The 25,372-nt window shown below is 63.8% G+C and carries 27 protein-coding genes; 8 read left to right on the top strand and 19 right to left on the bottom strand.

Translation table 11 applies throughout. The annotated features are described in order from the left end of the window. Positions 1–38: 38 nt before the first annotated feature. Entirely contained in the window at positions 39–1,193 is a 1,155-nt protein-coding gene (locus G1E_RS04505) for a cysteine desulfurase family protein (RefSeq protein WP_009686427.1), read from the bottom strand. 210 nt (positions 1,194–1,403) lie between these two features. Next, complete coding sequence (locus tag G1E_RS04500; protein WP_009686428.1) at positions 1,404–2,330, bottom strand: LysR family transcriptional regulator; 927 nt, start codon at positions 2,328–2,330, stop codon at positions 1,404–1,406. Positions 2,331–2,469: 139 nt separating this feature from the next. On the opposite strand from G1E_RS04500, the gene G1E_RS04495 reads away from it, so the two are divergent. Further along, positions 2,470–3,720: an acyl-CoA dehydrogenase gene (locus tag G1E_RS04495; RefSeq protein ID WP_047149664.1), complete on the top strand. Its 1,251-nt coding sequence runs from the start codon at positions 2,470–2,472 to the stop codon at positions 3,718–3,720. A 22-nt stretch (positions 3,721–3,742) separates the two neighbouring features. Here G1E_RS04495 and G1E_RS04490 read toward each other — a convergent pair whose 3' ends face one another. From G1E_RS04490 to ribBA, 7 genes are all read right to left on the bottom strand, one after another. Further along, complete coding sequence (locus G1E_RS04490) at positions 3,743–4,783, bottom strand: TerC family protein (RefSeq protein ID WP_009686431.1); 1,041 nt, start codon at positions 4,781–4,783, stop codon at positions 3,743–3,745. A 178-nt stretch (positions 4,784–4,961) separates the two neighbouring features. After that, a complete protein-coding gene (locus G1E_RS04485) occupies positions 4,962–6,269 on the bottom strand; it encodes a substrate-binding domain-containing protein (RefSeq protein ID WP_009686432.1) in 1,308 nt (435 codons plus the stop codon). A 286-nt stretch (positions 6,270–6,555) separates the two neighbouring features. Continuing rightward, the gene (locus G1E_RS04480; RefSeq protein ID WP_009686433.1) at positions 6,556–7,704 is read right to left on the bottom strand and encodes an ABC transporter ATP-binding protein; all 1,149 of its coding nucleotides are present in this window, start codon (positions 7,702–7,704) and stop codon (positions 6,556–6,558) included. A gap of 17 nt (positions 7,705–7,721) precedes the next feature. After that, the gene (locus G1E_RS04475) at positions 7,722–8,528 is read right to left on the bottom strand and encodes an ABC transporter permease (RefSeq protein WP_009686434.1); all 807 of its coding nucleotides are present in this window, start codon (positions 8,526–8,528) and stop codon (positions 7,722–7,724) included. A gap of 6 nt (positions 8,529–8,534) precedes the next feature. Further along, the gene (locus G1E_RS04470) at positions 8,535–9,452 is read right to left on the bottom strand and encodes an ABC transporter permease (RefSeq protein WP_009686435.1); all 918 of its coding nucleotides are present in this window, start codon (positions 9,450–9,452) and stop codon (positions 8,535–8,537) included. Next, positions 9,449–10,474 carry an ABC transporter substrate-binding protein gene (locus G1E_RS04465; protein ID WP_009686436.1) on the bottom strand — a complete coding sequence of 342 codons (1,026 nt, stop codon included), beginning with the start codon at positions 10,472–10,474 and terminating at the stop codon, positions 9,449–9,451. Before G1E_RS04465 ends, G1E_RS04470 begins: the two co-directional genes overlap by 4 nt. Before the next feature lie 265 nt (positions 10,475–10,739). Further along, positions 10,740–11,861, bottom strand: coding sequence for a bifunctional 3,4-dihydroxy-2-butanone-4-phosphate synthase/GTP cyclohydrolase II (ribBA, locus tag G1E_RS04460; RefSeq protein ID WP_009686437.1), 1,122 nt, complete (start codon positions 11,859–11,861; stop codon positions 10,740–10,742). A 77-nt stretch (positions 11,862–11,938) separates the two neighbouring features. Between ribBA and G1E_RS04455 the strand changes: the two genes are divergently transcribed. Then, positions 11,939–12,232, top strand: coding sequence for a DUF1330 domain-containing protein (locus tag G1E_RS04455; protein WP_009686438.1), 294 nt, complete (start codon positions 11,939–11,941; stop codon positions 12,230–12,232). A gap of 64 nt (positions 12,233–12,296) precedes the next feature. Here the strand turns inward: G1E_RS04455 and G1E_RS04450 are convergent, their stop codons facing one another. Beyond that, a complete protein-coding gene (locus G1E_RS04450) occupies positions 12,297–13,532 on the bottom strand; it encodes a hypothetical protein (protein WP_175442621.1) in 1,236 nt (411 codons plus the stop codon). A gap of 321 nt (positions 13,533–13,853) precedes the next feature. Continuing rightward, the gene (locus G1E_RS04445; RefSeq protein WP_009686440.1) at positions 13,854–14,873 is read right to left on the bottom strand and encodes an alpha/beta hydrolase; all 1,020 of its coding nucleotides are present in this window, start codon (positions 14,871–14,873) and stop codon (positions 13,854–13,856) included. A 146-nt stretch (positions 14,874–15,019) separates the two neighbouring features. Between G1E_RS04445 and G1E_RS04440 the strand changes: the two genes are divergently transcribed. From G1E_RS04440 to G1E_RS04415, 6 genes are all read left to right on the top strand, one after another. Beyond that, a complete protein-coding gene (locus G1E_RS04440) occupies positions 15,020–15,904 on the top strand; it encodes a LysR family transcriptional regulator (RefSeq protein ID WP_047149663.1) in 885 nt (294 codons plus the stop codon). Positions 15,905–15,970: 66 nt separating this feature from the next. Next, positions 15,971–16,372 (top strand): hypothetical protein, encoded by a 402-nt coding sequence (locus G1E_RS04435; RefSeq protein ID WP_033691107.1) that lies wholly within the window; start codon positions 15,971–15,973, stop codon positions 16,370–16,372. A 92-nt stretch (positions 16,373–16,464) separates the two neighbouring features. Next, positions 16,465–16,686, top strand: coding sequence for an MbtH family protein (locus G1E_RS04430; protein ID WP_009686443.1), 222 nt, complete (start codon positions 16,465–16,467; stop codon positions 16,684–16,686). Next, entirely contained in the window at positions 16,683–17,402 is a 720-nt protein-coding gene (locus tag G1E_RS04425) for a thioesterase II family protein (protein WP_029887292.1), read from the top strand. Before G1E_RS04430 ends, G1E_RS04425 begins: the two co-directional genes overlap by 4 nt. A gap of 57 nt (positions 17,403–17,459) precedes the next feature. Beyond that, a complete protein-coding gene (locus tag G1E_RS04420) occupies positions 17,460–18,011 on the top strand; it encodes a hydrolase (protein ID WP_009686446.1) in 552 nt (183 codons plus the stop codon). 23 nt (positions 18,012–18,034) lie between these two features. Further along, positions 18,035–19,090 (top strand): DUF1615 domain-containing protein, encoded by a 1,056-nt coding sequence (locus G1E_RS04415; RefSeq protein ID WP_305728869.1) that lies wholly within the window; start codon positions 18,035–18,037, stop codon positions 19,088–19,090. 100 nt (positions 19,091–19,190) lie between these two features. On the opposite strand, the gene G1E_RS04410 is transcribed toward G1E_RS04415, so the two are convergent. From G1E_RS04410 to G1E_RS04375, 8 genes are read right to left on the bottom strand one after another with little or no spacing between them, the layout of a single operon-like run. Further along, positions 19,191–20,054, bottom strand: coding sequence for a metal ABC transporter solute-binding protein, Zn/Mn family (locus G1E_RS04410; protein ID WP_047149662.1), 864 nt, complete (start codon positions 20,052–20,054; stop codon positions 19,191–19,193). Next, positions 20,051–20,950, bottom strand: coding sequence for a metal ABC transporter permease (locus G1E_RS04405; protein WP_009686450.1), 900 nt, complete (start codon positions 20,948–20,950; stop codon positions 20,051–20,053). Before G1E_RS04405 ends, G1E_RS04410 begins: the two co-directional genes overlap by 4 nt. Beyond that, a complete protein-coding gene (locus G1E_RS04400) occupies positions 20,950–21,696 on the bottom strand; it encodes a metal ABC transporter ATP-binding protein (RefSeq protein ID WP_009686451.1) in 747 nt (248 codons plus the stop codon). The genes G1E_RS04405 and G1E_RS04400 overlap by 1 nt, the downstream gene beginning before the upstream one ends. Then, positions 21,693–22,595 carry a metal ABC transporter substrate-binding protein gene (locus G1E_RS04395; RefSeq protein ID WP_009686452.1) on the bottom strand — a complete coding sequence of 301 codons (903 nt, stop codon included), beginning with the start codon at positions 22,593–22,595 and terminating at the stop codon, positions 21,693–21,695. Before G1E_RS04395 ends, G1E_RS04400 begins: the two co-directional genes overlap by 4 nt. A gap of 16 nt (positions 22,596–22,611) precedes the next feature. Beyond that, positions 22,612–23,181 (bottom strand): DUF6162 family protein, encoded by a 570-nt coding sequence (locus tag G1E_RS04390; protein ID WP_047149661.1) that lies wholly within the window; start codon positions 23,179–23,181, stop codon positions 22,612–22,614. After that, positions 23,178–23,498: a hypothetical protein gene (locus G1E_RS04385; protein WP_009686454.1), complete on the bottom strand. Its 321-nt coding sequence runs from the start codon at positions 23,496–23,498 to the stop codon at positions 23,178–23,180. Before G1E_RS04385 ends, G1E_RS04390 begins: the two co-directional genes overlap by 4 nt. Further along, the gene (locus tag G1E_RS04380; RefSeq protein ID WP_009686455.1) at positions 23,495–24,034 is read right to left on the bottom strand and encodes a hypothetical protein; all 540 of its coding nucleotides are present in this window, start codon (positions 24,032–24,034) and stop codon (positions 23,495–23,497) included. Before G1E_RS04380 ends, G1E_RS04385 begins: the two co-directional genes overlap by 4 nt. After that, positions 24,031–25,224, bottom strand: a complete 1,194-nt coding sequence (locus tag G1E_RS04375; protein WP_009686456.1) for a PepSY domain-containing protein — start codon at positions 25,222–25,224, stop codon at positions 24,031–24,033. Before G1E_RS04375 ends, G1E_RS04380 begins: the two co-directional genes overlap by 4 nt. Positions 25,225–25,372 lie beyond the last annotated feature (148 nt).

The raw sequence follows: 25,372 nt of genomic DNA, 5'->3' as shown, positions 1-25,372 counted from the left end.
ACCATAGAATTTCCCACAGGGCCCGCGCAAGAGGCGGGTTACCACAAGGCTGCCGACGCCGCAGCCAGTACCCTGGCAAACACCTCCAGCGCCTTGTCGACTTCGGCGTCGGTGCTGAAACGGCCGATGCTAAGGCGCACGCTGTTGCGCGCCTGGTGCTCATTCAGCCCCAGCGCCAGCAGCACGTGGGACGCCATGTTGCTGCCCGAGTTGCACGCCGAGGTGGTGGACAACGCCAGTTCGCTGGCCAGCGCCGCACTGTTGAAGCCCGGGCTGTCGATGCACAGGTTCAGGGTGTGCGGGATGCGTTGCGTGGCGCAGCCATTGAGGCTGACCCCAGGCAACTTCAGCAAGCCTTCCTGCAGCCGCGTGGCCAGCTGCGCAAGGCGCAGGTACTCGCTGTCGCCAGGCTGCCCGGCCAGGGCGAACGCACTGCCCATGCCGGCAATCTGGTGGGTGGCCAAGGTCCCGGAACGCAGGCCCTGTTCATGGCCACCGCCGTGGATCTGTGCGCGCAGTACCGGGCGCGCGCGAGGCCCGACGTACAGGGCGCCGATGCCTTTGGGCCCATAGACCTTGTGCGCCGAGAACGACATCAGGTCGACAGCCATCGCGCGCAGGTCGATCGCCAGTTTGCCCACTGCCTGTGCGGCGTCCACGTGCAACAGGGCGCCATGCGCGCGAACGCACTCGCCAATGGCGGCAACGTCGGTGACCGTGCCCAGTTCATTGTTGACGGCCATCAGCGATACCAGGCGGGTATCGGCGCGCAACGCGGCTTGTACCGCCGCGGGCTGGATCAGGCCACGGGCATCAGGTGCCAGGCGCGTGACCGCCCAGCCTTGGCGCTCCAGTTCGGCCACGGTGTCGAGTACGGCTTTGTGTTCCAGCAGGCTGGTGACCAGGTGCCCGGGGTGGTCGATGCCGTTGGCAACGCCTTTGAGCGCAAGGTTGTTCGACTCGGTGGCACCAGAGGTCCATACCAGCGCTTCCGCCGGGGCGCCAATGCGCTCGGCCACTTGCTGGCGGGCCTGGTCCACCGCACTGCGGGCGGCCTGGCCGTAGGCATGGCCACTGGAGGCCGGGTTGCCGAAGTTGGCCTGGCGGCCAAGGCAGGCGAGCATGGTTTCGACCACCCGGTCATCGACCGGGGTAGTGGCGGCGTAATCGAAGTACAGCGGGGCGTTAGGCATCGGGGCATGTCCATGTCTGTCGCCGTGGGGTCGGCGATCGTTGGCATCAGCCTATCGTGCGGTCGAAAGATGCTTTTCGCTTCCCGCTGGGCTATTTGTGGCGTATTTGCATGCTTGTTCTATTTGATTGCCTTTTTGGAGAATATTTTTCTCAATTCATTCTTTCGCACAGCACACCGTGATACGCATCGACCGGTTTCAGCGCGTATTTTAGGCAGGTTCAAGCGCTTTTTCTTCGTCGGCTACCACACGTTGGCACAGCTCGGTGATCTGCTCGCGCATCCAACGGTTGGCCGGGTCCTGGTCGGTGCTTTCGTGCCAGTACAGGTGCGTTTCCAGGGCCGGGACCTCCACCGGCAACGGGTGGTAGCGCAACTGATGACGGCGAGCGAAACGCTCCGGGACGGTCATTGCCATGTCGGTCTGCTGCAACACTTGCGAGGCCATCAGGTAGTGCTGCGAGCGCAGGGCGACCTTGCGTTGCACGCCCATCTTGCCCAAGGCCAGGTCGACATACCCCAGGCCGTTGCGGCGGCTGGAAATGTGGATATGGGTCATGCCCAGGTAGCTGTCGAGGGTCAGTTTGCTGTCCGCCAGCGGGTGGCCCTGGCGCAGGGCACAGACGTAGCGGTCTTGCATCAACTTCACGTGGCGGACCTGGGGGTCGGTGTTCAACGGTGCGTCGATGGCAAAATCCAGGCGGCCGGCGGCCAGCTCCTTGGTGGTTTCACGGCGCTTGCACAGGAAACTCTCGATCAGCACCGTAGGCGCCAGGCGGCGCAGCCGCTGGAACAGGGGCGGCAGAATGACCGCTTCGGTCAGGTCGGTCATGCTGATACGGAAGGTTTTGTTGGCCTGTTGCGGGTTGAAAATGCGGCTTTCCTGTACTGACGTGCGCAGCAGCGCCAGGGCGTTGCGCACCGGGCCGATGATGTTCTGCGCCATGGGCGTGGGCACCATGCCTTGCGCAGTGCGCACGAACAGCGGGTCGTTGAAGGTTTCGCGCAGGCGCGACAGGGCGTTGGACACTGCCGGCTGGGTGATGCCGACGATCTGCCCGGCGCGGGTGAGGTTGGCTTCGGTGTAGATCGCATCGAACACGATGAACAGGTTGAGGTCGACCTTGCTGAGGTTCATGGGCGCCGCTCTTTGTTGGAGTTATCTGCCGATCATATATCGGTTATGAATGTTCATACACGCGGAAAATAGACTAGGTGGATCGGGTTGCGCTGCTCTAGGCTCTGGCCATGTTCTTCGAACCGTGAAGGTAACCCCGATGGATTTCGCCTATTCGCCCAAGGTCCAGGCACTGCGCGAACGTGTCACCGCGTTCATGGATGCTTATGTCTACCCCGCCGAGGCGGTGTTTGACCGCCAGGTCGCCGAGGGTGACCGCTGGCAGCCCACCGCGATCATGGAAGAGCTCAAGGCCAAGGCCCGCGCCGAGGGGCTATGGAACCTGTTCCTGCCCGAGTCGGAGTACGGCGCTGGCCTGAGCAACCTGGAATACGCGCCGCTGGCCGAAATCATGGGCCGCTCACTGCTCGGCCCGGAGCCGTTCAACTGTTCGGCCCCGGATACCGGCAACATGGAGGTGCTGGTGCGCTACGGCAGCCAGGCGCAGAAACGCCAGTGGCTGGAGCCGNNCCGCCGGGGGCGGGAGCCGCTACTGCGGGGCGAGATTCGTTCCTCCTTCGCCATGACCGAACCGGATGTGGCTTCCTCGGACGCGACCAACATGGTCGCGACCGCGGTGCGTGACGGTGACGAGTGGGTGATCAACGGGCGCAAATGGTGGACGTCTGGTGCGTGCGACCCGCGCTGCAAGGTGATGATCTTCATGGGCCTCTCCAATCCGGAAAGCCCGCGTCACCAGCAGCACTCGATGGTATTGGTGCCAACCGATACGCCTGGTGTGAAGATTGTTCGCCCGCTGCCGGTATTCGGCTACGACGATGCCCCGCATGGCCACGCCGAGGTGCTGTTCGAGAACGTAAGGGTGCCTTACGAAAACGTGATCCTCGGCGAGGGCCGCGGCTTCGAGATCGCCCAGGGGCGCCTGGGCCCTGGGCGTATCCACCACTGCATGCGTTCTGTCGGCATGGCCGAACGGGCGCTGGAGCTGATGTGCAAGCGCTCGGTTGCGCGCACCGCCTTCGGCAAGCCTCTGGCACGCCTGGGGGGCAACGTCGACAAGATTGCCGATTCGCGCATGGAAATCGACATGGCCCGGCTACTCACGCTCAAAGCGGCGTACATGATGGACACGGTCGGCAACAAGGTCGCGCGCAGCGAGATCGCGCAGATCAAGGTGGTGGCGCCGAACGTGGCGCTGAAGGTGATCGACCGGGCGATCCAGCTGCATGGCGGGGCAGGGGTGAGCGGCGATTTCCCGCTGGCGTACATGTACGCCATGCAACGCACCCTGCGCCTGGCCGACGGGCCCGATGAAGTGCACCGGGCGGCGATCGGCAAGTATGAGATTGGCAAGTATGTGCCGGCAGAGATGTTGCGCAGCGGGCGGTGAGGCAGGCTGATTCTCGTCAGGCCTACTCTTTGTGGCCGGCATTGGCTTGGGGGGTACCGTGTGCCGGCGGCTGATCCACCACAGCCGGCTGCTGCCCCCGCGTCTTGAGCAGCGAAATCACCACCCCACCCAGCAACAGCCCGAACGTCACACCCAACGACAGCAACGCCGGCACCTTGCCGACCATGCCATGGTAGAAGATCTTGCAGCCGATGAAGATCAACACCAGCGCCAGTGCGTACTTGAGGTATACGAACCGGTGCATCAGCGCCGACAACGCAAAGTACAGCGAGCGCAGGCCAAGAATGGCAAAGATGTTCGAGGTGTAGACAATGAACGGGTCCTGGGTGATGGCGAAGATCGCGGGTACGCTGTCCACTGCGAACACCAGGTCGGCCAGCTCGATCAGCACCAGTGCCAGGAACAGCGGCGTTGCATGGCGCAGGGCCTTGTTCTGCCCCGGGGGTGTCTGGCGGACAAAGAAGTGCGAGCCATGGATCTCGTCGGTCACCCGCAGGTGCCGGCGCACGAACTTGAGGATTGGGTTGTTGGCCAGGTCTGGATGGCTGTCTTCTTTGGCCAGCGCCATCTTCACCCCGGTGAACAGCAGGAAGGCCCCGAAGAGGTACAGCACCCAGGCGAAGTTCTGCACCAGTGCTGCGCCCACCCCGATCATGATCGCGCGCAGGATCACCACCCCGAGGATGCCCCAGAACAGCACGCGGTGCTGGTAACGGCGGGGGATGGCGAAATAGCTGAAAATCATGGCCATGACGAACACGTTGTCCATCGACAGCGATTGCTCGACCAGGAAGCCGGTGTAGAACTCCAGCGCCGATTGCGCGCCTAGCTGGAACCAGACCCAACCGCCGAACAGCACGCCGATGCTGAAGTAGCCGGAGTACAACAGCAGGCTCTCGCGCATGCCGATTTCACGTTCGTGACGGTGCAGTATGCCGAGGTCGAGTACCAGCAGGCCGATGACGATGGCCATGAACACCAGCCACAACCAGGTGCTGGTACCGAGGAACGGGGTGGTGAGAAACGCCTGTAGAGCTGTCATGAGCCCCTCCTTGAATGTCGACGTTGCGTGGCAACAGTGATCCGACATCACGGCGTGGCAGCCGTCAGAGGGGCCCGGTATCACATAGGGTTAAGGCTAGACCTGTTTGCCTGCGCTGCCGAATCCGGAGCTGTTACATTTGTTTGCCAGACGGCCGTGAACAGCATCACCCTGTTGCTCAGTACACCCACACCTCCACACGCTGGTTGTGCAGCCGCCCTTGTTCACGTTCGTTGCCGGCCACAGGCAATTCAGCGCCCATGCCGGTCACCTGCAGCACTGCGACGCCGTTACGTGCCAACTGGCGGCGCACCGCCTGCGCCCGCAAGCGCGACAGCAGCGCAGCGCGGCCTGGGGTCAGCTTGGGGTCGCCGAAGCCAACCAGCACTGTCTTGCCTTGTAGCTTGCCGGCCTGGTGCAGGTAATCGGCGACCCTTCGCACATCACGCAGGGCCTTGTTGTCGAGGTTGGCGCTGCCTGCCTGAAAGCGAAAGTTCACGCTCAGCCGTTGTGCCTGCTTGGCCAGGTTGCGGTAGCGCGGCGGCATGCCTGCCTGTGGTGGCACTGGCAGGGCCTGTATCTGCTGCGAAACGAACCCTTGCTGGGCGACGATGGCCTGGCCTGCCGGGCTTTGGGCGAAGTCCGCGAGGGCTTTGGCGGGTGGTTTGGGGTTGGCCGGCAGATAGAAGTACAAGCGCCGTGACAGGGGGTAGTCCTCGCTGGCCACCAGGGCGCGCGCTGGCAGCATGGCCGGGGCGTCCCCTTCAGCCACCGCCAGCACCTTGGCCCCGTGAATGGCGGCCAGGCTACTGAAGCCAATGGCCTGGCGGTCGGTGCTCACCCCTGCGGCCAGTTCGTCACTGGATTCGAAGCGCCGGGCCTGGGCTGACAGTGCCGCGTGCTGTGGCGCCAGTACCAGTGCCTTGAAGGTTTCAAAGGTGCCGGAGCGGTCGTCACGGGCGTACAGGTGAATGGCCCCGCCGGAAATGCCCAATTCTTCCCAACGCTGGATCTGACCAGAGAAAACTTGCGCCAGTTGCCCTGTGCTGAGCTGCGGCAGCGGGTTGTCGGGGTGGACAATGACCGCCACGCCATCCAGGGCAATGACTTGCTCGGAAGCGGCAGCACGCAGGTCGCCCAACGCTCGCAACTGGAGTACTTCGTTGTCGTTGATCGGCCGTGAGGCGGCGGCCAGGTCGGCCTCGCCCTCAACCAGGGCGGTGAAGCCGGTGCTGGAACCGTGGGCAGCGATGTCGATGCGTACCGGTTGGCCCTGCGTGTCGCGGGCCGTGATCACGGTTTCGTTGGGCAGCTTGCCGGCTTGCCGTTGGATCGCGCTGGCTTGCTGCGCACGGAGCTGGCCCTCCACCAGCGCCGGCAGCAGGGCTGCGCCGATGGTATTGGAGCCTTGCACACGCAAATTAACCGGTTCGGCCACGGTGGCCAGCGGTAGCACGGTGAGCAGTAGCACAAGCAGGCGTGGCATGCCGGGTGGCCCTGTGGCATAGAGTTGGCCGGCAGATTACGACAGGGGCGTGATGATAATGTGACAGTCAATGGGCTTGAGGCTGTCGAGGCTGCTGTGCAGCCCATCGCCGGCAAGCCGGCTCCCACACCGATAGCAATGTTCTCAAGACCTGTGCTGTACGTTGTGGGAGATTCTATGGTTTCTGGCAAAGGTAGCCGCAGCATCTTCAGCGCCTGTCAGCCCTGATGCGATCCCTGTGGGAGCCCGCTTGCCGGCGATGGGCCGCAAGGCGGCCCTGGCGGTCTCAATGCGCGCCGGCCGATTTGCTCAGGTCGCTCTCGGCCCATTCGGTGTAGATGCAGGCATCTGCCACTGCCCAGCGCACCTTCACGCTATCCCCTGGCTGCATCGGCATACCCGCTGCAGACAGTGCCTTGACCGTCAGTTCGGTACCACCAGCAGTTACCACATGGCAGGTTTGGCTTTCCCCCAGGAACAGTACCTCGCCAACCTTGGCGCTGACCTCGTTCCAGCCTGCCGGCAGCGGCTGGCGCGCGGCTTGCTCGGCAGTCAGGGCCAGGGCTTTTTCCGGGCGGACCATGATCAGCGCATCCTGCGAGGCTGCCAGCCCCGGGGTCAGGCGGATGGCCACCGGCTGGCCTTCGAAGCTGGCTGCGCCGTTACTGCTGGCCTTGATCCGCAGGAAGTTGGAGTTGCCCAGGAACGATGCCACAAACGCATTCGGCGGGTTCTGGTACAGGTCGTAGCCGGTGCCCAGGCCAACGATCTTGCCGTGGCTGAAAATGGCAATGCGCTGCGACAGGCGCATGGCCTCTTCCTGGTCGTGGGTCACGTAGACAATGGTGATGCCGAGGCGGCGGTGCAGCTGACGCAGCTCGTCCTGCAGGTCTTCACGCAGCTTCTTGTCCAAGGCCCCGAGCGGCTCGTCCATCAGCAGAATGCGTGGCTCGTACACCAGCGCGCGGGCAATCGCCACACGTTGCTGCTGGCCGCCGGACATCTGCGACGGCTTGCGGTGGGCGAACTGTTCCAGTTGCACCAGCTTGAGCATGGCATCGACGCGCTTGCTGGTTTCGCCCGCATTGAGTTTGCGAATGGCCAGCGGAAAGGCGATGTTGTCGCGCACGTTCAGGTGCGGGAACAACGAGTAACGCTGGAACACCATGCCGATATCACGCTTGTGCGGCGGCACGTTGACCAGCGACTGGCCGTCGACCAGGATCTCGCCGCTGCTCGGCGTTTCGAAACCGGCCAGCATCGACAGGGTGGTGGACTTGCCCGAGCCGCTGGAGCCGAGAAAGGTCAGAAACTCGCCGTCCTGGATCTCCAGGTCGAGGTTGTCCACGGCGGTGAAGTCGCCGTAGTGCTTGTTCAGGCCACGCAGGCTGACCAGGGTCTTGCCGTGCGCGTTGTCTTTGATCACTGCACTCATTGTTGTTATCTCCGCGCTCAGGCGTTTTCGGTGCGCCGGCGCAAGGCGGCGGCAATGAACATGACCAGCAGCGAAAGGCCGATCAGCAAGGTCGAGGCCACGGCGATCACCGGGCTCAGGTCCTGGCGCAGGGTGGTCCACATCTTCACTGGCAAGGTCTGCAGGTCGGGGCTGGCCATCATCACGCTCAGTACCACTTCATCCCAGGACACCAGGAAGGCGAACAGGCCCCCGGCAATCATCCCCGGGCGAATGGCCGGGAAGGTGACCTTGAAGATTGCCTGCAGGCGCGACGCGCCGCAGATCACGGCGGCATCCTCGATCGACTGGTCGAACAGCTTCAGCGAGTTGATGATCGAAATGATGGTGAAGGGCAGGGCGACGATCACATGGCTGACCACGAACGCGAACAGCGTGCCGGTATAGCCCAGCTTGAGGAACAGCGCGTACACCGCCACCGCAATGATCACCAGCGGCACGATCATTGGCATGGTGAACAGCCCGTACAGCAGTTCACGGCCCGGGAAGCGGCCACGCACCAGGGCGAACGCGCTGGGTAACCCCAGCAGCACCGCCGCAACGGTGGTCAGCACGGCCACCTTGAAGCTGGCCAGTGCAGCCTCCATCCACTCGGGGTTGGAAAAGAACTGGCCGTACCACTTGAGGGTCCAGCCGGGCGGCGGGAAGACCAGCCACTGCGACGACCCGAACGACAGCAACACGATGAACACTACCGGCAGCAGCAGGAAGGCTGCGATCACCCCGGTGGTCAGGTACAGGCCTGTGCGCAGCGGGCGGCCCATGGCATTGGGTGAAAGGAGCATGGCGGTTTACCTCGGGTTGCCAACCGGGGACTCCGGCTGCAGCTTCAGGTACAGGTAGAAGAGCACCAGGGTGATCAACACCAGCAGTGCGGCGGCGGCGCTGGCCAGGCCCCAGTTGAGGAACGACTGCACCTGCTGGATGATGAATTCCGGCAGCATCATGTTCTGCGCCCCGCCCAGCAGTGCCGGGGTGACGTAGTAACCGAGCGACATCACGAACACCATCAGCGCCCCGGAAAACAGCCCCGAGCGGCACAGTGGCAGGAACACCTTCCAGAAGTTGGTCCACGGGCTGGCGCCACAGATCGAGCCTGCCTGCAGCACCATCGGGTCGATGGCGTGCATGGTCGCCTGCAGCGGCAGCACGATGAACGGGATCATGATGTAGCTCATGCCGATCACTACACCGGTCAGGTTATGCACCATCTCCAGCGGGGCATCGATGATGCCCATGGCCATCAACGCCTTGTTGATTACCCCCGAACTCTGCAGCAGCACCAGCCACGAGTAGGTGCGTGCCAGCAGGCTGGTCCACATCGACAGCAGCACGATGTTCAGCAGCCAGCGGCCCCAGCCTTTGGGCACCAGGGTGATGGCCCACGCCAGCGGGAAGCCCAGCAGCACGCTGATCAGGGTGACCACACCGGCCACCGAGAAGGTGTTGAACAGCACCCGTGCGTAAGCCGAGTTGGCGAACAGCTGCTCGTAGTTGCCCAGCCCGGGCGTTGGCTCCAGTACCCCGCGCAGCAACAGGCCGATCAGCGGGGCGAAGAAGAACAGACCCAGGAACAGCAAGGCCGGCAGCAGGTTGCGGCTGCCTTTCCAGCGCTGGCTCAGGCCCACGCGCCGCGGTACGGTGCCCGGAGCGCCGGCCCCCGTGGGGGCACCTTGCGCGTTATGCAGGGCGTTGATGGCGACTTTCATTTGACCAACCACTCATTCCAGCGCGCGGCGATGGCCTGGCCGTTCTTGGCCCAGTAGGCGAAGTCGAGGGTGACCTGGTCCTGGGCATGGGCGGTAGGCAGGTTGGGTGCAAGGTCCTTGTCCAGCTTGGCCACGCTGTCGACGTTGACCGGCGCGTAGGCGGTCTTGTTGGCGAACTCGGCCTGGCCTTCGGCGCTGCTGGCGTTGGCCAGGAACTTCATGGCCGCGTCCTTGTTCTTGGCGCCCTTGGGGATGACCAGGAAATCGGCCATGACCAGGTTCTGCTTCCAGCTCACACCCACCGGGGCACCGTCTTGCTGCAGGGCGTAGACGCGGCCGTTCCAGAACTGGCCCAGCGCAGCTTCACCAGAGGCCAGCAATTGCTGCGACTGAGCGCCACCGCCCCACCAGACGATGTCTTTCTTGATGGTGTCGAGCTTCTTGAAGGCGCGGTCCAGGTCCAGCGGGTAGAGCTTGTCGGGGGCTACACCGTCGGCCAGCAGGGCCAGTTCCAGCACGCCTGGGCTGGGCCATTTGTACAAGGCGCGTTTGCCAGGGTAGGTCTTGGTGTCGAACAGCGCGGCCCAGTCGACTGGCTTGTTGGCACCGAGCTTGCCTTCGTTGTAACCGAGCACGAAGGAGAAGAAGAACGAGCCGACACCGTGGTCGGACACAAAGCGTGGGTCGATCTTGTCGCGCTTGATCTGGGTGAAATCGAGGGGTTCGAGCAAGCCTTCGCTGGCGGCGCGCAGGGCAAAGTCGGCTTCCACGTCGACCACGTCCCATTGCACGTTACCGCTCTCGACCATGGCCTTGAGCTTGCCATAGTCGGTCGGTCCGTCCTGGACTACCTTGATGTCGGTCGCTTTGGTGAAGGGAACGGCCCACGCTTCTTTCTGGGCGTCCTGGGTGGTCCCGCCCCAGCTGACGAAGTTGAGGCTGTCGGCGGCTTGGGCGGCCTGACATGCCAGGGTCAGCAGGCTGGCAGACAGCACTGCGGTTACACGTTTGCTCAACAGCATGGTTACGCCCTCGTTGCTTTTGTTATTCGAGGCTGGGCTTGTGGTGCGCCCGCCAATAGTGTTCGGGGAGCAGCTAAAACAAAGTGTCGATGGCCATCTGGCGTTGTGGATGCCGGCCAGCAGATTTAAGGTCTACGGGATATCATATTATGGTATTCCAAACTTTTGGCAAGAGGTATGAGGCGACCGGCCATCACTCTGTCCTCTGCATGCTTGCGCGAACCTCTGTAGGCGCGACGCAAGGCCGCGCCTAAAAGGCACTGCGTCAGCCCACCAGGCCTGGCTCAAAGGGAATGCTCTGCACCACCTCCAGCTCATAACCCGCCAGCCCCGCATATTTCAGCGGCGGCCCCAGGTGGCGCAGCTTGCCCACCCCCAGGTCCTGCAGAATCTGTGCTCCGGTGCCCACTTCCGAGTACACCTTGGACTGCCCGCGCTGGTAAGGCCGCACCGGTTGGGTCAGCTGTGGTACCCGCTCCAGCAATGCCTGCGAGGATTCATGGTTGGCCAGGACCACCACCACGCCGCTGCCTTCCTCGGCCACCTTCTGCAGTGCCGCCCACCGGGTCCAGTTGGCGGGGCCGGCGTACTCGGCACCAACCAGGTCGCGCAGGGGGTCGATCACATGCACCCTGACCAGGGTTGGCTGCTCGCGGCGGATGTCGCCCATTACCATGGCCATGTGCACGCCACCTTCGATGCGGTCTTCATAGGTGACCAGGCGGAAGGTGCCATGCACGGTCGGCAGCTCACGTTCGCCGATGCGCTTGATGGTCTGCTCGGTGCTCAGGCGGTAGTGGATCAGGTCGGCGATGGTACCGATCTTGATGCCATGCCGTGCAGCGAACACCTCTAGGTCCGGGCGACGCGCCATGGTGCCGTCGTCGTTGAGCACTTCGACGATCACCGAGGCCGGGCTGAAGCCGGCCAGGCGCGCAAGGTCGCAACCCGCTTCGGTGTGGCCGGCGCGGGTCAGCACGCCGCCTTCGCGGGCACGCAGGGGGAATATATGGCCGGGTTGGACCAGGTCTTCGGGGCGGGCCGTGGGGGCCATGGCGGCGGCCACGGTACGTGCCCGGTCGGCGGCAGAGATGCCCGTAGTGACGCCCGTGGCAGCCTCGATCGACACGGTGAACGCGGTGCTGAACACACTGCCGTTGGCCGGTACCATCTGCTCCAGCCCCAGGCGTTGGCAGTGATCGTCGGTCAGGGTCAGGCAGATCAGGCCCCGCGCTTCGCGGGCCATGAAGTTGATGGCCTGGGCGTCGCAACGCTCGGCGGCGATCAGCAGGTCGCCTTCGTTTTCGCGATCCTCGTCATCCACCAGCAGGACCATCTTGCCTTGCCGGTAGTCCTCGAGAAGTTCCTCGATGGTGTTGAAAGCCATGTTGCACGCTCGCTGTGGTGGTGTCATTTTTATGGTATACCATCATACACAAATATCGACGAATCAGGAGAAAGTGCATGAAGGCCTATTGGATCGCCCATGTGGACGTGACCAACCCCGAGCAGTACCAGCAATACACCCAACGCGCCCCGGCTGCCTTCCAGGCGTTCGGTGGCCGCTTTCTGGCCCGTGGCGGGCGCAGCGAGGCGCTGGAAGGGCGGCCCACACCTCAGCGTAGCGTGGTGATCGAATTCGATTCCTACGCGCAGGCGGTGGCGTGTTACCGGTCTGAGCTGTACCAGGAGGCGTGCAGCCATCGCCAAGGGGTAGCGAAGGCCGAGGTGATCATCGTTGAAGGGGTGGGGCCGTGAGTGTTGGTTGATGCCCCTGACGCCGGCGAGCCGGCGATAGGGCCACTACTGGCAAAACAGAAACTCAAGGCGCTTGCGTAACGTGCACGTTGTCGATGACCATGCGCGGGTTTTCGCCGTCTTCAACCATGTGAAGGTGCAGGATTTCAGGGCCGTTCACCGTTAGCTCATCGGACCCATAATGCATACCTTCACGGTCACTCAGCCGTTTGTGGTTGTCCGTAAAGGTGAGATCTCTGGTACATAGATCACTGCACCCCCAGTCGTAACTTACGCGGCGGGTACCTGTGCCAGGCAGCAGAATTTCGGTTGAACCGTCGAACGTAAGATGTTTTGCCTTTATGGCGCTTCCATCGCCGCTGTGCGAATCGTCGCTGATCCCACCCGTGCCATGTAGTTTGAATGTCGTCTGGTCAACCGTGAATTCCTTGCGGTCACCGACCTGCTCGGACTCGAAATCGACCTCCGAAGTCACGATCGGGCGACCTACCGCTTGGTCTTGCTCATCGTAGGTTAGCTGCATAACCTGATCCTTCGCCGTGGGCAGCTTGATTCGGATTACAGGCACCGCCTGGCCATACGCTGCGTGATACCGGAACTGGTCGAACTGCGCCAGCAAGCCAGCCTGCGTCTGACCCTCGACATAGAAAAATGCGAAAACAGGCAAGTCGGCGCCCACGCCGACTTGCCAGGCTGGGAGCAAAATCTCGTTGTAGCCCATCCACGCATCGGCGCTCAAACCTGCCCTGACTTTTATCGGCATCTCGAACCACCGGGCCCTCATGTTCGCGGGTGCTTCGCGAAGGTCCCACCCGCAGACCCTTGATTTTCTGATGTCATCTTCGCTGTACGTTGCCAACCACGCTTCGGCATCCTTCACGCCGACCTTCTGGCACGCATCCGTGGTGCTCTCAAACCCATCATGCGGGCCGCACCCCTGCGCGGTTTCGCGGTTGTCCGTGCCACCATCGATGGGGAAGGTGCACAGTACTTCGAGCTCGCGCAGCTTGCCGTGCGGGATGGCCTGCAGCGGCGGGAACAAAAAACCATTGAAGCGTTCCGCCGCCCTGCCGAAGTTGGTGTCGCGGCGCACCCAGGAAAACGCTATGGCGCCTTTATCCAAGTGCTTGCGGCTCGGGTCCCAAGGTAGCGATTCTGGGCTGAAACCGGTGGCACGCATTTCAAAACCGCTGCACAGGTAGCTGGGTTTGTCAGGCCCACCACAGTCTTCGGTTACCGAGTCGTACCAGACTTTGAGTTGCGTAACCGCCTGTTCACCCCGTTTGTTCAATTCGATCAACTGCTGTGACTTGGCTGTTGCGCTTGTGAGTGCCTGAGTCTGCGCGGGCGGACGGGCAGGCAGCACAGGGGACGTGTGCGACACGCAACCGATCAAACTTCCCAGGGTTAGAAGCGACAGGGCTATTCGTGTCCACATTGGCGAGCACCTTTTTCTGAGTGGAGTAGCACAGCCGCACGCATAGCTATCGTGGGCTTTGGTGCAATTTGCGCACAGGAAAAAAGTGGCGGCTACTGGCAGTTCTATCAGCATTCGGTCCAAGCCCAGGTGACCGAGCGCCAACATCTCGATTGGGCCTGGGCAGGTCTTCCGGTCATGGGCTCAGTTCAGGTGCGCTTTGAGTTCGGCGCCAGCCTGGCGCATTGCCGCCTTGACCGCCGGTACCTGGCTCAGCGGGTTGAGCAGCCCGTAGTCATGGATCATGCCGTTGTAGCGCACCGAGGTCACCGGCACGCCGGCGGCATTCAGCTTGCGGGCATAGGCCTCACCTTCATCACGCAGCACGTCGAACTCGGCGGTTTGCACCAGCGCTGGCGGCAAGCCTTGCAACTGTTCGGTGGTAGCCCGCAGCGGCGCGGCGTAGATCTGTTCCCGCGCCTTGGCATCCGTGGTGTAGTTGTCCCAGAACCACTTCATCATGCCGGTGGTCAGGAAGTGCCCTTCGGCAAACTGTTTGTACGAAGCGGTTTCGAAGCTGGCGTCCGTCACCGGCCACAGCAACAGCTGGAAGCGCAGGGCCGGGGTGCCAGCTTCTTTGGCCTTCAGCGCCACGACCGCCGCCATGTTGCCACCGACGCTGTTGCCAGCCACGCCCAGGCGCTTGCCATCCACGCCGATCTGCTGGCCGTGCTCGGCCACCCAGCGGGTCGCGGCATAGGCCTGGTTGATCGCGGTTGGGTAACGCGCCTCCGGCGACGGGGTATAGTCGACATAGACCGCCACTGCCCCAGAGCCCACCACCAGGTCACGGATCAGCCGCTGGTGGGTCGGGAAGTCGCCGAGCACCCAGCCACCGCCATGGAAGAACATGAATACCGGCAACGCCCCTTTGACATTGGCCGGGCGAACCACCTGCAGCTTGATCGACTGGCCGTCGGCCTCGATGGTGCGTTCCTTCACCTCGATCCCGGAGAGGTCAACCTCGACCGAGGCCTGGGCGCCGGTCAGCACCGCGCGGGCATCTTTCGGGCTGAGTTGCTCCAGTGGCTTGCCGCCGCCTTGCTCCAGGGCTTCGAGGAAGGCCTGGGTGCGTTGCTCCACGCCGGGGCTCCCCGCTGCGAACGCGCTGGAAACGGACAGCGCCAGAAGCGAGGCGGTGAGTGTTTTGTGGACAATGTTCATGGGCGAATCCTTTTCTGTGCAAGTGTCGGGAGTGGGCGTCTTGCCTGGCCTGCTGGGCCATCGCTGCGACCTGTGCGTAGATTAGGCAGGTGCGCTCGTGGGAAAAAGCCGCTATAACGCGTTTTACTGTCACCAAGAGCGAGACAATGAACCCCTACGAAGACATGCGAATCTTTGCCCAGGTGATGGAGGCCGGCAGTTTCACCGCCGCCGCCGACCGCCTGGGGATGTCCAAGCAATCGGTGAGCCGGCGCCTGATGCAACTCGAAGCGCGCCTGGGCGTGCGCCTGCTCAACCGCTCCACCCGGCGCCTGGATGCCACGCCGCTGGGCCAGCAGTACTACCAGTCGGCCATGCGCCTGCTCGGTGAAGTGCAGCAGGTGGAGCACGACATCAGCGGCCAGGCCCAGGCCTTGCGCGGCACCTTGCGCCTGAGCGCGCCATTGTCGTTCGCCATGGCGCACCTGGGCTGTTTGCTGACCGAGTTTCTGCAGTTGCATGCGCAGGTGGACGTGGAGGTGGACCTCAGTGACCGGGCGGTGGACCTGATCGGCGAAGGCTATGACCTGGCGTTGCGGATTGGCGCGCTGGAGGACTCCAGCCTGATCGCCCGGCGCATCGCCGATGTGCAGCGGGTGTACTGCGCGAGCCCGGCCTACCTGGCGGCGCGCGGTGTGCCGGCCAGGCCGGAAGACCTGGCCGGGCATGACTGCCTGCCGTATGGGCATTCGCGGCAGGTGCAGTGGCAGTTTCGGCAGGCTGGCAAGGCCCAGGCGATTCAGGTGGCCGGGCGCATGCGCGCGAACAATGGTGAAATCCTAAGGGACGCGGCGATTGCCGGCATGGGGGTGACTTACCTGCCGACCTTCATCGTAGGGCAAGCGCTGGCCGATGGGCGCCTGGTCACGGTGCTGGATGACTGGCGGCCGCCGGCATTGCAGCTGTCGGCGGTGTACCCGCAGCACCGGCAGGTGGCGCGGCCGGTGCAGGGGTTCGTGAACTTCCTGCGCGAGCGCTTGCTGCAGTTGTAAAGCCAGGGCGCGGGCGATAAAAGACCGCTTCTACAAGCACCCGCAAAAACTGGCTATGCTTGGCCCATGACCAGCTCTCCACCGTTGCGCCAGCCTTGCCCCCCTGGCGCCTGCATTTGTGGCCGCGAACAACTGGCCGACCACCCGCAGACCGCCCAGCGCATACTCCTGCTGACCCGCCAGGAAGAAAAGCGCCTGCTCGAGCGCCTGGAAAACCTGAAAGACCTTGAAGACCTGCAGCGCCTGCAGCAGCGCCTGTTCGACAATCTTGGCATTCGCGTGCACATCGCCCCGGGCTTCAATGAAGTGCGGACCATGCGCGGCATCGTCATCGAACTGGATAACCAGCCCGGGCTGTGCCGCAAGACCCGGCAGGCGATCCCGGCGGCGATCCGCCGCGGGCTGGAACGCAATCCCGAGGTTGCGTTCCGCCTGCTCGATACCCACGACCTGCTGCGCGATGCATGAGATGAAGTTAATTTTCCGCCGGCTTGCTACGTCTACTTGAAAGCCTCCTGCGCCAAGCGCGCAGCGGTACTCATCATTCAAGGAGACAGGCAATGACTTCTGTATTCGACCGCGAAGATATCCAGTTCCAGGTAGTGGTCAACCACGAAGAGCAATACTCGATCTGGCCCGACTACAAAGCCATCCCCAACGGCTGGCGTGCAGTGGGCAAAAGCGGCCTGAAAAAGGAATGCCTGGCGTACATCGACGAGGTGTGGACCGACATGCGCCCCCTCAGCCTGCGCCAGAAAATGGCCGAAGCCGCCCCCCAGTGACCGCACTGAACCTGCTGTGCCTGCCGTACTCGGGGGCCAGCGCCATGGTCTACAGCCGCTGGCGGCGCAAGCTGCCGTCGTGGGTGCAGGTACGCCCGGTGGAGCTGCCCGGGCGCGGCTCCCGCATGGCCGAGCCGCTGCACACCGACATGCAGGCGCTGGCCCGGCAACTGGCCAGCGAGCAGCGCCTGGCCGCCAATGCACCCTACGCGTTGCTGGGCCACAGCCTGGGTGCCTTGCTGGCCTTCGAGCTGGCGCATGAGCTGCAAGCGCTGGGCTGCCCGGCGCCGCTGGCGTTGTTTGCCTGCGGCACGGCGGCCCCGACCCGGCGCGAAGATTACGATGGCAGGCGCTGGCGCGAGCCCAAAACCGACGCCGAGCTGATCAGCGAGCTGCGTGAGCTGCAAGGCACGCCCGAGGAAGTGCTGGCCAATGCCGAGTTGATGAGCCTGACCTTGCCGACACTGCGCGCCGATTTCCTGCTGTGCGGCACCTACGCCTACCGTCAGCGGCCGGCCCTGAGCTGCCCGCTGCATGTGCTGGCCGGCACTGATGACCGGGCCAATGACGAGCAACTGCGGGCCTGGGGCAAAGAAACCCACGGCGAGTTTTCGCTGCAGATGTTCCCCGGCGGGCACTTCTTCATCCACGAGCATGAAGACCGTGTGCTCGACGCCCTCACTGCCTCGCTGCAACCGTTGCGCCTGTCCGCCTGATTGACGTCACCGCTTGCCTGGGGGAGGCTAGGCCTTTTCCCAGGCAAGGGGCAGAGCATGCTGATCGAACCACACAAGGCCACGCTGCTGGTCGTCGACATCCAGGAAAAGCTCATCGGCGCCATGAGCGACGCCGAAGGCACCTGGGCGCGGGCCCGCTGGCTGCTGGCGGCGACCGCCGAGCTGGAGCTGCCGGTGGTGATTTCCGAACAGTACCCCAAGGGTCTGGGCCACACCCTGGCCGAGTTGCTGGCGGCGGCACCGGCCGCCCAGGTGGTGGAGAAAAGCCATTTTTCCTGCGTTGCCGCCCAATGCTTGCCCGACAGCCTGATGGCCCGTGAACAGGTGATCGTGTGTGGCATGGAGACCCATGTCTGCGTGCTGCAGACCGTGCTCGGCCTGCTGGCGCTAGGCAAGCAGGTGTTCGTGGTCGAAGATGCCTGTGACAGCCGCACGGCGGCCAGCAAGGCGGCGGGCCTGGCGCGCATGCGCGAAGCCGGTGCGCAGGTAGTGACCCGGGAAATGGTGCTGTTCGAGCTGATGGGGAGTGCGGCGCATCCGTTGTTCCGCCACATCAGCAAGACCTACCTGGTCGGTGAACAGCCCTGAACGGCCGGTTATGGGCGGCAGGCATGATGGCCCTTGCACTGCTGCAAGGTTGCGCCGGGCGCCGCGAAGAAGTGCCCGCAGCGGACCCGGCCGAGGTTCGCGCCCAACTGCTGCGGTTGCTGCCCACGCAAGCCCGCGACCGCGAGGGCTGGGCCAAGGACATCCAGGTGGCCTTCGAGGCCCAGCGCATCCCCCCCAGCAAGAGCAACCTGTGTGCCGTGTTGGCGGTCACCGAGCAGGAGTCGACCTTCACCGCCGATCCACAGGTGCCCAGCCTGGGGCGTATCGCCCGTGAAGAAATCGACCGCCGCGCCGCGCGCCTGCACATCCCCAGGTTGCTGATCGATGGAGCATTGAAAACGCCGTCTGGCAACGGCCAAAGCTACCAGCAGCGGCTACAGGCAGTGCGCAGCGAGAAACAGTTGAGCGAATTGTACGACGAGGTCATTGCCCGGCTCCCGTTGGGCAGGACCTTGCTTGGCGGGCTGAACCCGGTGCACACCGGCGGGCCGATGCAGGTCAGCATCGACTTTGCCGAACAGCATGCACAGGGGTACCCCTACAGCCTTGACGGCAGCATTCGCCAGGAGGTGTTCACCCGGCGCGGTGGCATGTACTTCGGTATCGCCCACTTGTTGGGTTACCCAGCCAGCTACGAACGCCCGCTCTATCGTTTCGCCGATTTCAATGCGGGCTGGTACGCCAGCCGCAATGCGGCGTTTCAAGCGGCGCTGAGCAAGGTCACGGGTGTGCGCCTGGCGCTGGACGGCGACCTGATCGCACCGGGGTCGATCATGCCGGGCGCGACCGAAACGGCGGCGCGCAAAGTGGGCGGGAAGCTGGGGCTGCGCAACCCGCAGATTCGCCGCCAACTGGAGGACGGCGACAGCCTGGCGTTCGAGGACAGCAAGCTGTACGCCGGGGTATTTGCCCTGGCCGACGCGGCCGCTGGGAAGCCGCTCCCGCGAGCGGTGCTGCCGGGGATCGAACTGAAGAGCCCGAAGATTACCCGCAAGCTGACCACGGCGTGGTTTGCAGGGCGGGTGGACGAGCGTTACCAACGGTGCATGAAGCGCTAGCGCCCAGGTGCACTGTCAATGTCGCCACTGCCGAGGCGGGCGCGGTCTTGCAGCGCGAAAGGGCCGCAAAGCGGCCCCAGGATTTGCGACGGACTGTTGATCAGCTTTCGCCAAGTGCCCCGACGACTTGTTCGACACTGGCCTTCAACCCGGCAAACGCATCATCCGGGTCGCTGTCCACCACCACCAGCTTCGCGCCGGCCGCCTGGATCGCTGCGGCCAGCGCCGGCTCCGGTTGGCGATGGTCCAGCACCAACGCTACATCCTGTGCCTTCAGGTTGGCCTCCAGCGCCTTCAGCGCGGCAGCATCCCACGCCGTTGGCAGCGGCTGCTGCACCACATCCAGGTTCAGGCCGCTGGCCAGGTAACCCAACCGCGGCGACAGGCTGACCACTGTGAGGTTGTCGACCTTGGCCAACTGCGTCTGGCTGCTGGCGGCAAGTTCCAACAGCTGGCGCTTGAGCGCGGCCAGGTTGCCCTGGATTTTCGTTTTTTCGCTCGGCGCCAGGCGTTCCAGGTCGTTGGCCACGACGTCGGCCATGCGCCCCAGATTGGTCGGGTTCAGCCACGGGTAGGCGTTGTAGGCATCGTCGCCACTCACCGCAATACCTGGCAAGGCGCCGTCCACCGGTCGTGCGGCATCGATCTCGACAATGCGGATATTGCTGCGCCGGGCCATCGGGTATAACGGGTCGTCGCGCCAGATCGAACGTACGCCGATCACCGCATCGGCCTGTTGCGCAGCCTTGTCCAGGCTGGCGCCACCACGGCCGCTGAAGTACGACGGCTGGCGACTGGCCGGCAGGTTGGCCGGGGCTGCGCGCTTGAGTTGTACGCCGGTCCCCTCGAGCAGGGCGCTGGCCAGGCTGTGGGTGATCGGCAAGGTGGTCAGCACCTGCGTGGCGAAAGACAGCGACGGCAGGCTGGCCAGGGCCAGTGCCAGGGTCAGGTGTTTCAGGTTCATGCCGGGTTTCCTTGCAGGCGGGGAACGAGGGCGCGGGCGAGCGCAGCGAGGGCGAAGCAGAGACCGGCGACCAGGATGATCGCGGCGCCCGACGGCACCGGCAGGTCGAACACGATCGGTAGCAGGATGCCGAACAACGTGCTGATGGTGGCGATGAGCACCGAGAGGAAGAAAAAGCCCTTCAGTGACTGGCTGACCAGGCGCGCGGCGGCAGCCGGGATCACCAGCAACGCACCGACCAGAATGGCTCCGATCACCTTCACTGCAGCCACGGTGACCAGGGTCACCAGCACCACGAACAGGTAGTCCAGTGTTTTCACCGCCACGCCGCGTACAGCCGCCAACTGCGGGTTGAAGCTGGCCAGCATGATGCGGTTGTACAGCGGCAGCGCCAAGGCCAGCACCAGTATGGCGACGATGCCCAGTACCACCAGGTCCTGCCCGCTCACGGTCAGCACCGAACCGAACAGCACGTTCTCGAGGATGTGCACATTGATCTTGCCCGCCAGCATCAGCAGCAGGCTGGCGCCCAGCGCCAGCGACACCGAGAGGAATACGCCAATCAGTGTGTCCGGTGACAACCCGGTGCGGTTACGCAGGAAGTTCAGCAGGATGCCGAACAGCAGGCAGTAACCGAACAGGCTGCCATAAGGCCCGGTGTAGGGCTCGCCCAGCAGGATGCCGATAGCCACGCCGGTCAGTGCGGCATGGCCGACCGCTTCGGAAAAGAATGCAAAGCGCTTGACCACCACCAGGGTGCCCAGGCCACCCAGCACCGGGCCAATCATCAGGCCGGCGAGCAAGGCATTGACCACGAAGCCATAGGCCAGCGCCTCGGGCAGGTAGCCGGCAGTGGCCCAGTCCTGGACCGTTTGGCGAAGGGTTTCGAAACTCATCAGGCAATGCTCTCGCTACGCGGGTGGACGGAAAACAGGCCCAGCAGGCGCTCCGGCGTCAGGGCCTGGGCTGGCGGGGCGTCGAACAGTACCTGGCGGCTCAGCCCGGTAACCCGGTCGGCCAGGCGCAGCACCGCTTCCAGGTCGTGTTCGATCCACAACACAGTGGTTCCCGCCTGGCGCCAGGCCAGCAGCAGTTGTTCGAACACCTGAATGCCGGCTTCATCGAGCGCCGACATCGGCTCGTCCAGCACCAGCAGTTGTGGTTCGGGGATGAGCCCCTGGGCCAGCAGCACCCGCTGGCGCTCACCGCCCGACAAGGCCCCCATGCGCCGCTTGCGCTTTTCCAGCATGCCAACCCGCGCCAACGCAGCATCGATGGCAGGCTGCACCCTGCGCGACAAACCCAGGAAGGCCGGGCGCCGCTGGCACATGGCAGCCATGAAATCATCCACGGTCATTGGCAGCCCGCGGTCGAACTCCAGGGCCTGCGGGACGTAGCCGATCACCTCGCCTTGCCCTGGCCAGTGCAGGGTCAGTTCACCATGGTGGGGCATTTGCCCGAGCAGGGTCTTGATCAGCGAACTCTTGCCGCCGCCGTTGGGGCCGACGATGGCGTGCACGCTGCCCGGGGCGACGGTGAAGCTGACCTGTTCGAGGATACGGGTGCGGCCCAGGGTCAGGTCGATACCGGCAAAGGTGATGCGCGGCCCGCAGGCGGTTGCCAGGTTGGCAGCGGCGGTCATGCGCGGTTCTCCTGAATGGCGCGGACCACGGTGTCGAGGTTGCGCTTCATTTCCACTTCGTACTTGTCCTTGGTGTATTCGCCATAGGAAATGTGCGTGAGGGGGTAAAGGCGCACACCAGACTCACGCTGGATGGTTTCGACATAGGCTGAGGGGAAGTCCATTTCCGAGAAGATCACCCTCACGTCCAGTGCCTTGAGCTGGTCGATGGTCTTCTTCAGCTGCGCCGGGCTTGGCTCGATACCATGGGCGGGTTCGACCACGGCGGTCACTTCCAGGCCGAAGTCGCGGACCAGGTAGTCGTAGGCAGCGTGGATGGTGGCCACGCGGAAGGTAGCGCTGGGGGCCTCGGTGACCTTGGCCAGTGCCTGGGCACGCAAGCCACGCAGGCGTTTGGCGTAGGCCCGGGCGTTCTGCGTGTAGTACCGGGCATTGTCCGGGTCGAGCCTGCCCAGCTCGCGGGCAATATTGTTGACCTGGGCAATGGTCGTGCTGATCGACAGGAAAGTGTGCGGGTTGACCACCTTGCCGGCACCGCGTGCGGCAATGCCGGTAGCTGCCAGCAGCGGTACGTTCTGGTTGGCCTCGATCGTGGCGATATCAGGTTTCTCACTGGCAGCGATCATGCGGTCGGCAAAGTCGTCATGGCCAACGCCATTGAGCACCACCACGTCCAGGGTGCCGATGCGCTTGATGTCTTCGGCCCGGGGCTCGTAGGCGTGCGGGTTGAAGCCCGCCGGAATCAGCGGCACCACCTCGGCCTTGTCGCCAACGATGTTGCTCACGTAGCTGTAGTAGGGGTGCAAGGTGATGCCGATACGCAGCGGCTTGTCGTTATCGGCCAGGGCCATTGCCGGCAGGGCCAGGGCCAGGAGCAGGGCGAGGGCGGAGCGAAACATGGGCGAGTCCTTCGGTTCAGTGGCGGTGTTCGCGGGTAACCCCGGCGTCGTAGTGGCTGACCACCTGTTGCCAGCCAGCGGCGATCAGTGCCGCCTGGCCGAGGTCATCCGGGATGATTGCGGCGCTGTCGCGGCGCAACCAGATATCGGCCTGGCCGGTGCTGTCGGGTGGCAGGATCAGCAGCAGGCTGCCGGCAATTTCGGGTGCCTGGCTGCGGCCCAGGTAGGCGCCGGGCACCAGCCAGGTCCACTGGTGACTGCCCCGGCTCTGGCTGCCGGCGTCGACCACGAATGGTGGCAGGCCTTCATCGGCCAGGGCCTGTACCCCAGGTGCAGCAGCGTTTTCTTCACGCAGCAACTGGATCTCGTCGAATGCCACCCGCAGGTCGGTGTAGAGGCCTTGCTCGGCCGCAGTGAGGTCGCGGCGGGCGTCGATCTGGTGGGTGGCGATGGCCTGTTCGTCCTCGCGCTCGCCGCGCAGCCACACCACGCCAGCCGCCAACGCCACTATCAGCAGGCTGGCCAACAACACGTACAGGGTTTCGTGCCCGGCTCCGGCCGGGCGAATCACGTGAGCGCGGCTCATGGCTGGGCGATGTCGGCGTAGTCGACTTCCACCACGTGCCCGGGGCCGGCGTCGAACAGCACGTAGAATTCGCCGTCTGGGCGCTTGAAGGTCAGGGTCGAATCGTCGCCAAGCTTGCCGCCGACCAGCACTTGCTCGTCATAGCCGATCACATCCAGGGTTACCCCGGGGGCGCCACTGCCGTCCGAGAAACCACCGGTGCACTTGACTTGGCCGCTGGCCAGTTCTTCGCATTCGCACATGGGGTTGTGGGCCAGTGCCGGGCTTGCGGCCAGTGCCAGCAAGGGCAGGGCGAGGGTGCGCAGCAGGTATTTCATTTCTTGCCTCCTTTGTTCTCGAGCCAGGCCACGGTGGCTGGCGATGCCTTGGCCAGCGGGACAGACGCTTGGTGCATGCTGCCGTCCCAGCCTTCCACGGTGATCCAGATCTGGGCGTCGGGTTTGGTGCGTGGGGGGATCGGCAGATTGGTGGCCATAGCGTAGGGCGCGCCGAAGAAGATCGTGCCAGCCGCCCGCAGGCTGCGCGGTTTGCCGATGCGCAGGTAAACGGCCTTCACGTCGTTGACGCACGCCTTGCACAGCGCTGCCCTGAATACCTTGAAGTCGCCTGCCGGGCCGTCTCTGCGGGGGGCTTCGTCACGCAGTTCCGCCACGTCCAGGGTGTAGGGGCCGGCCTGGATGCCGGTGATCACATTCGCCCCCAGCCCTGCCTCGCCGCGGAACAGCTTTGCGTCGCTGAAATACTTGGGCATGAAACCCAGCGGGATCAGGATCAGCAGGATGTTCAAGTGGAAACGCCACTTCAACCACCACTGTTTCAGCGGGCTGACGGGCACGGCCTGGGTGTGGCTCATCGTTGCATCTCCAGCGAGGTCCGAGTGGGCGCAGTATGGGGTGCGCGTTCGCTACGCTTCAGCGCGGCAGCGGTGGCTTGCGCCGTACGTTTGGTCCAGATCAGCAAGCCGCTGAACACCATCAGGGTGAGCACCAGGCCGAAGAAGAACCAGATCAGCTTGATCGGCAGGCCGCCAAAGTCACCGGTGTGCAAGGGGCGCATGGACTCGGTGACGAACTCCAGGGCGGAGCGGTCGCCCAGCAGGAACTGGCTGTCCACCTTGCGCGTGTAGGGGTTGACCTCGGCGCTTTGGGCCATCAGCGGATACCAGCTCCGCCCGCCCATGGAAATATGGCTGTAAGCGGTGGCAGGCAACGCAATGAAGTTGATTTCCAGCCCTGGAATCGCCAGGCCAGCGATGCGTGCCGCTTCATCGAGGTCGATCCGTGGGGCTGGGCTGCCATCGGCGGTCTGGGGCACTTCTTCGCGAGCGATGACCGGCACGATCGGCTCGCTGGAAATGCTGATGTGGTTGTCGAACAGAATCGCCTGGATCAAGAACCAGGTACCGGTGATGGAAATGACCGCGATGAACCAGATCGACCAGACACAGGCCAGGCGGTGCAGGTCGCCCCAGAAGATGCGCGAACCGTGCCCTGTTCGTACCGGCTTGAAGAAGCCTTTCCAGAACTTTTTGTACACCACCAGCCCGGTTACCAGCGAAGCGAACATGGGCAGGCCGAGGATCGACACCAGGTACCAGCCCCAGCTGAAACCGTTGGTGAAGGGCACCAGCCACCAGCCGTGCAGGGCGCGGGTGAAGGCTTGGAAGTTGAAGTCGGGGGATTTGCCCTGAATCGCACCGGTGTAAGGATTGACGTACAAGGTCGGGGTGGTACCGTCCGGGAAGGTCACATTGGCCGTGAGGGCGAAGTGTGAGCCCTCAGGCTGAATGATGGAGCGCACGACCATATCCGGCTCTGCTTCATGCAGGGCGTTCAGCACCTGTTGGAAGCTCAGGCGTTCGGCGTCGGTGTCCGGCTTGCTGGCACGTACATCGGGGTTGGCCAGCCAGACGATTTCCTGGCTGACCACCGCGAGCATGCCCGTGAAGCAGACGATCAATACAAAGAACCAGATCGGCAAGGCGAGCCAGCTGTGCACCAGGAACCACAGCCTGGATTTGGATTTTTTCAACGATTTGGCCATCAGACGGGTCTTCTGCTATGGGTGGTCGAGCGTGCGCCCAACCAAAGAGGGCTGTACTGATAAGGACGAATGAGAATCGAAATCCTGCCGATTAAAATGAAAGCAAATGTTTCAAACGACAAAGCCGACCTGCGCAGGGGGCGTCAGG

Source organism: Pseudomonas sp. TJI-51 (assembly GCF_000190455.2).
Taxonomy (GTDB): domain Bacteria; phylum Pseudomonadota; class Gammaproteobacteria; order Pseudomonadales; family Pseudomonadaceae; genus Aquipseudomonas; species Aquipseudomonas juntendi.
The sequence above is the reverse complement of the archived record's forward strand: the minus strand, read 5'-3'. Positions and strand labels throughout refer to the sequence as shown.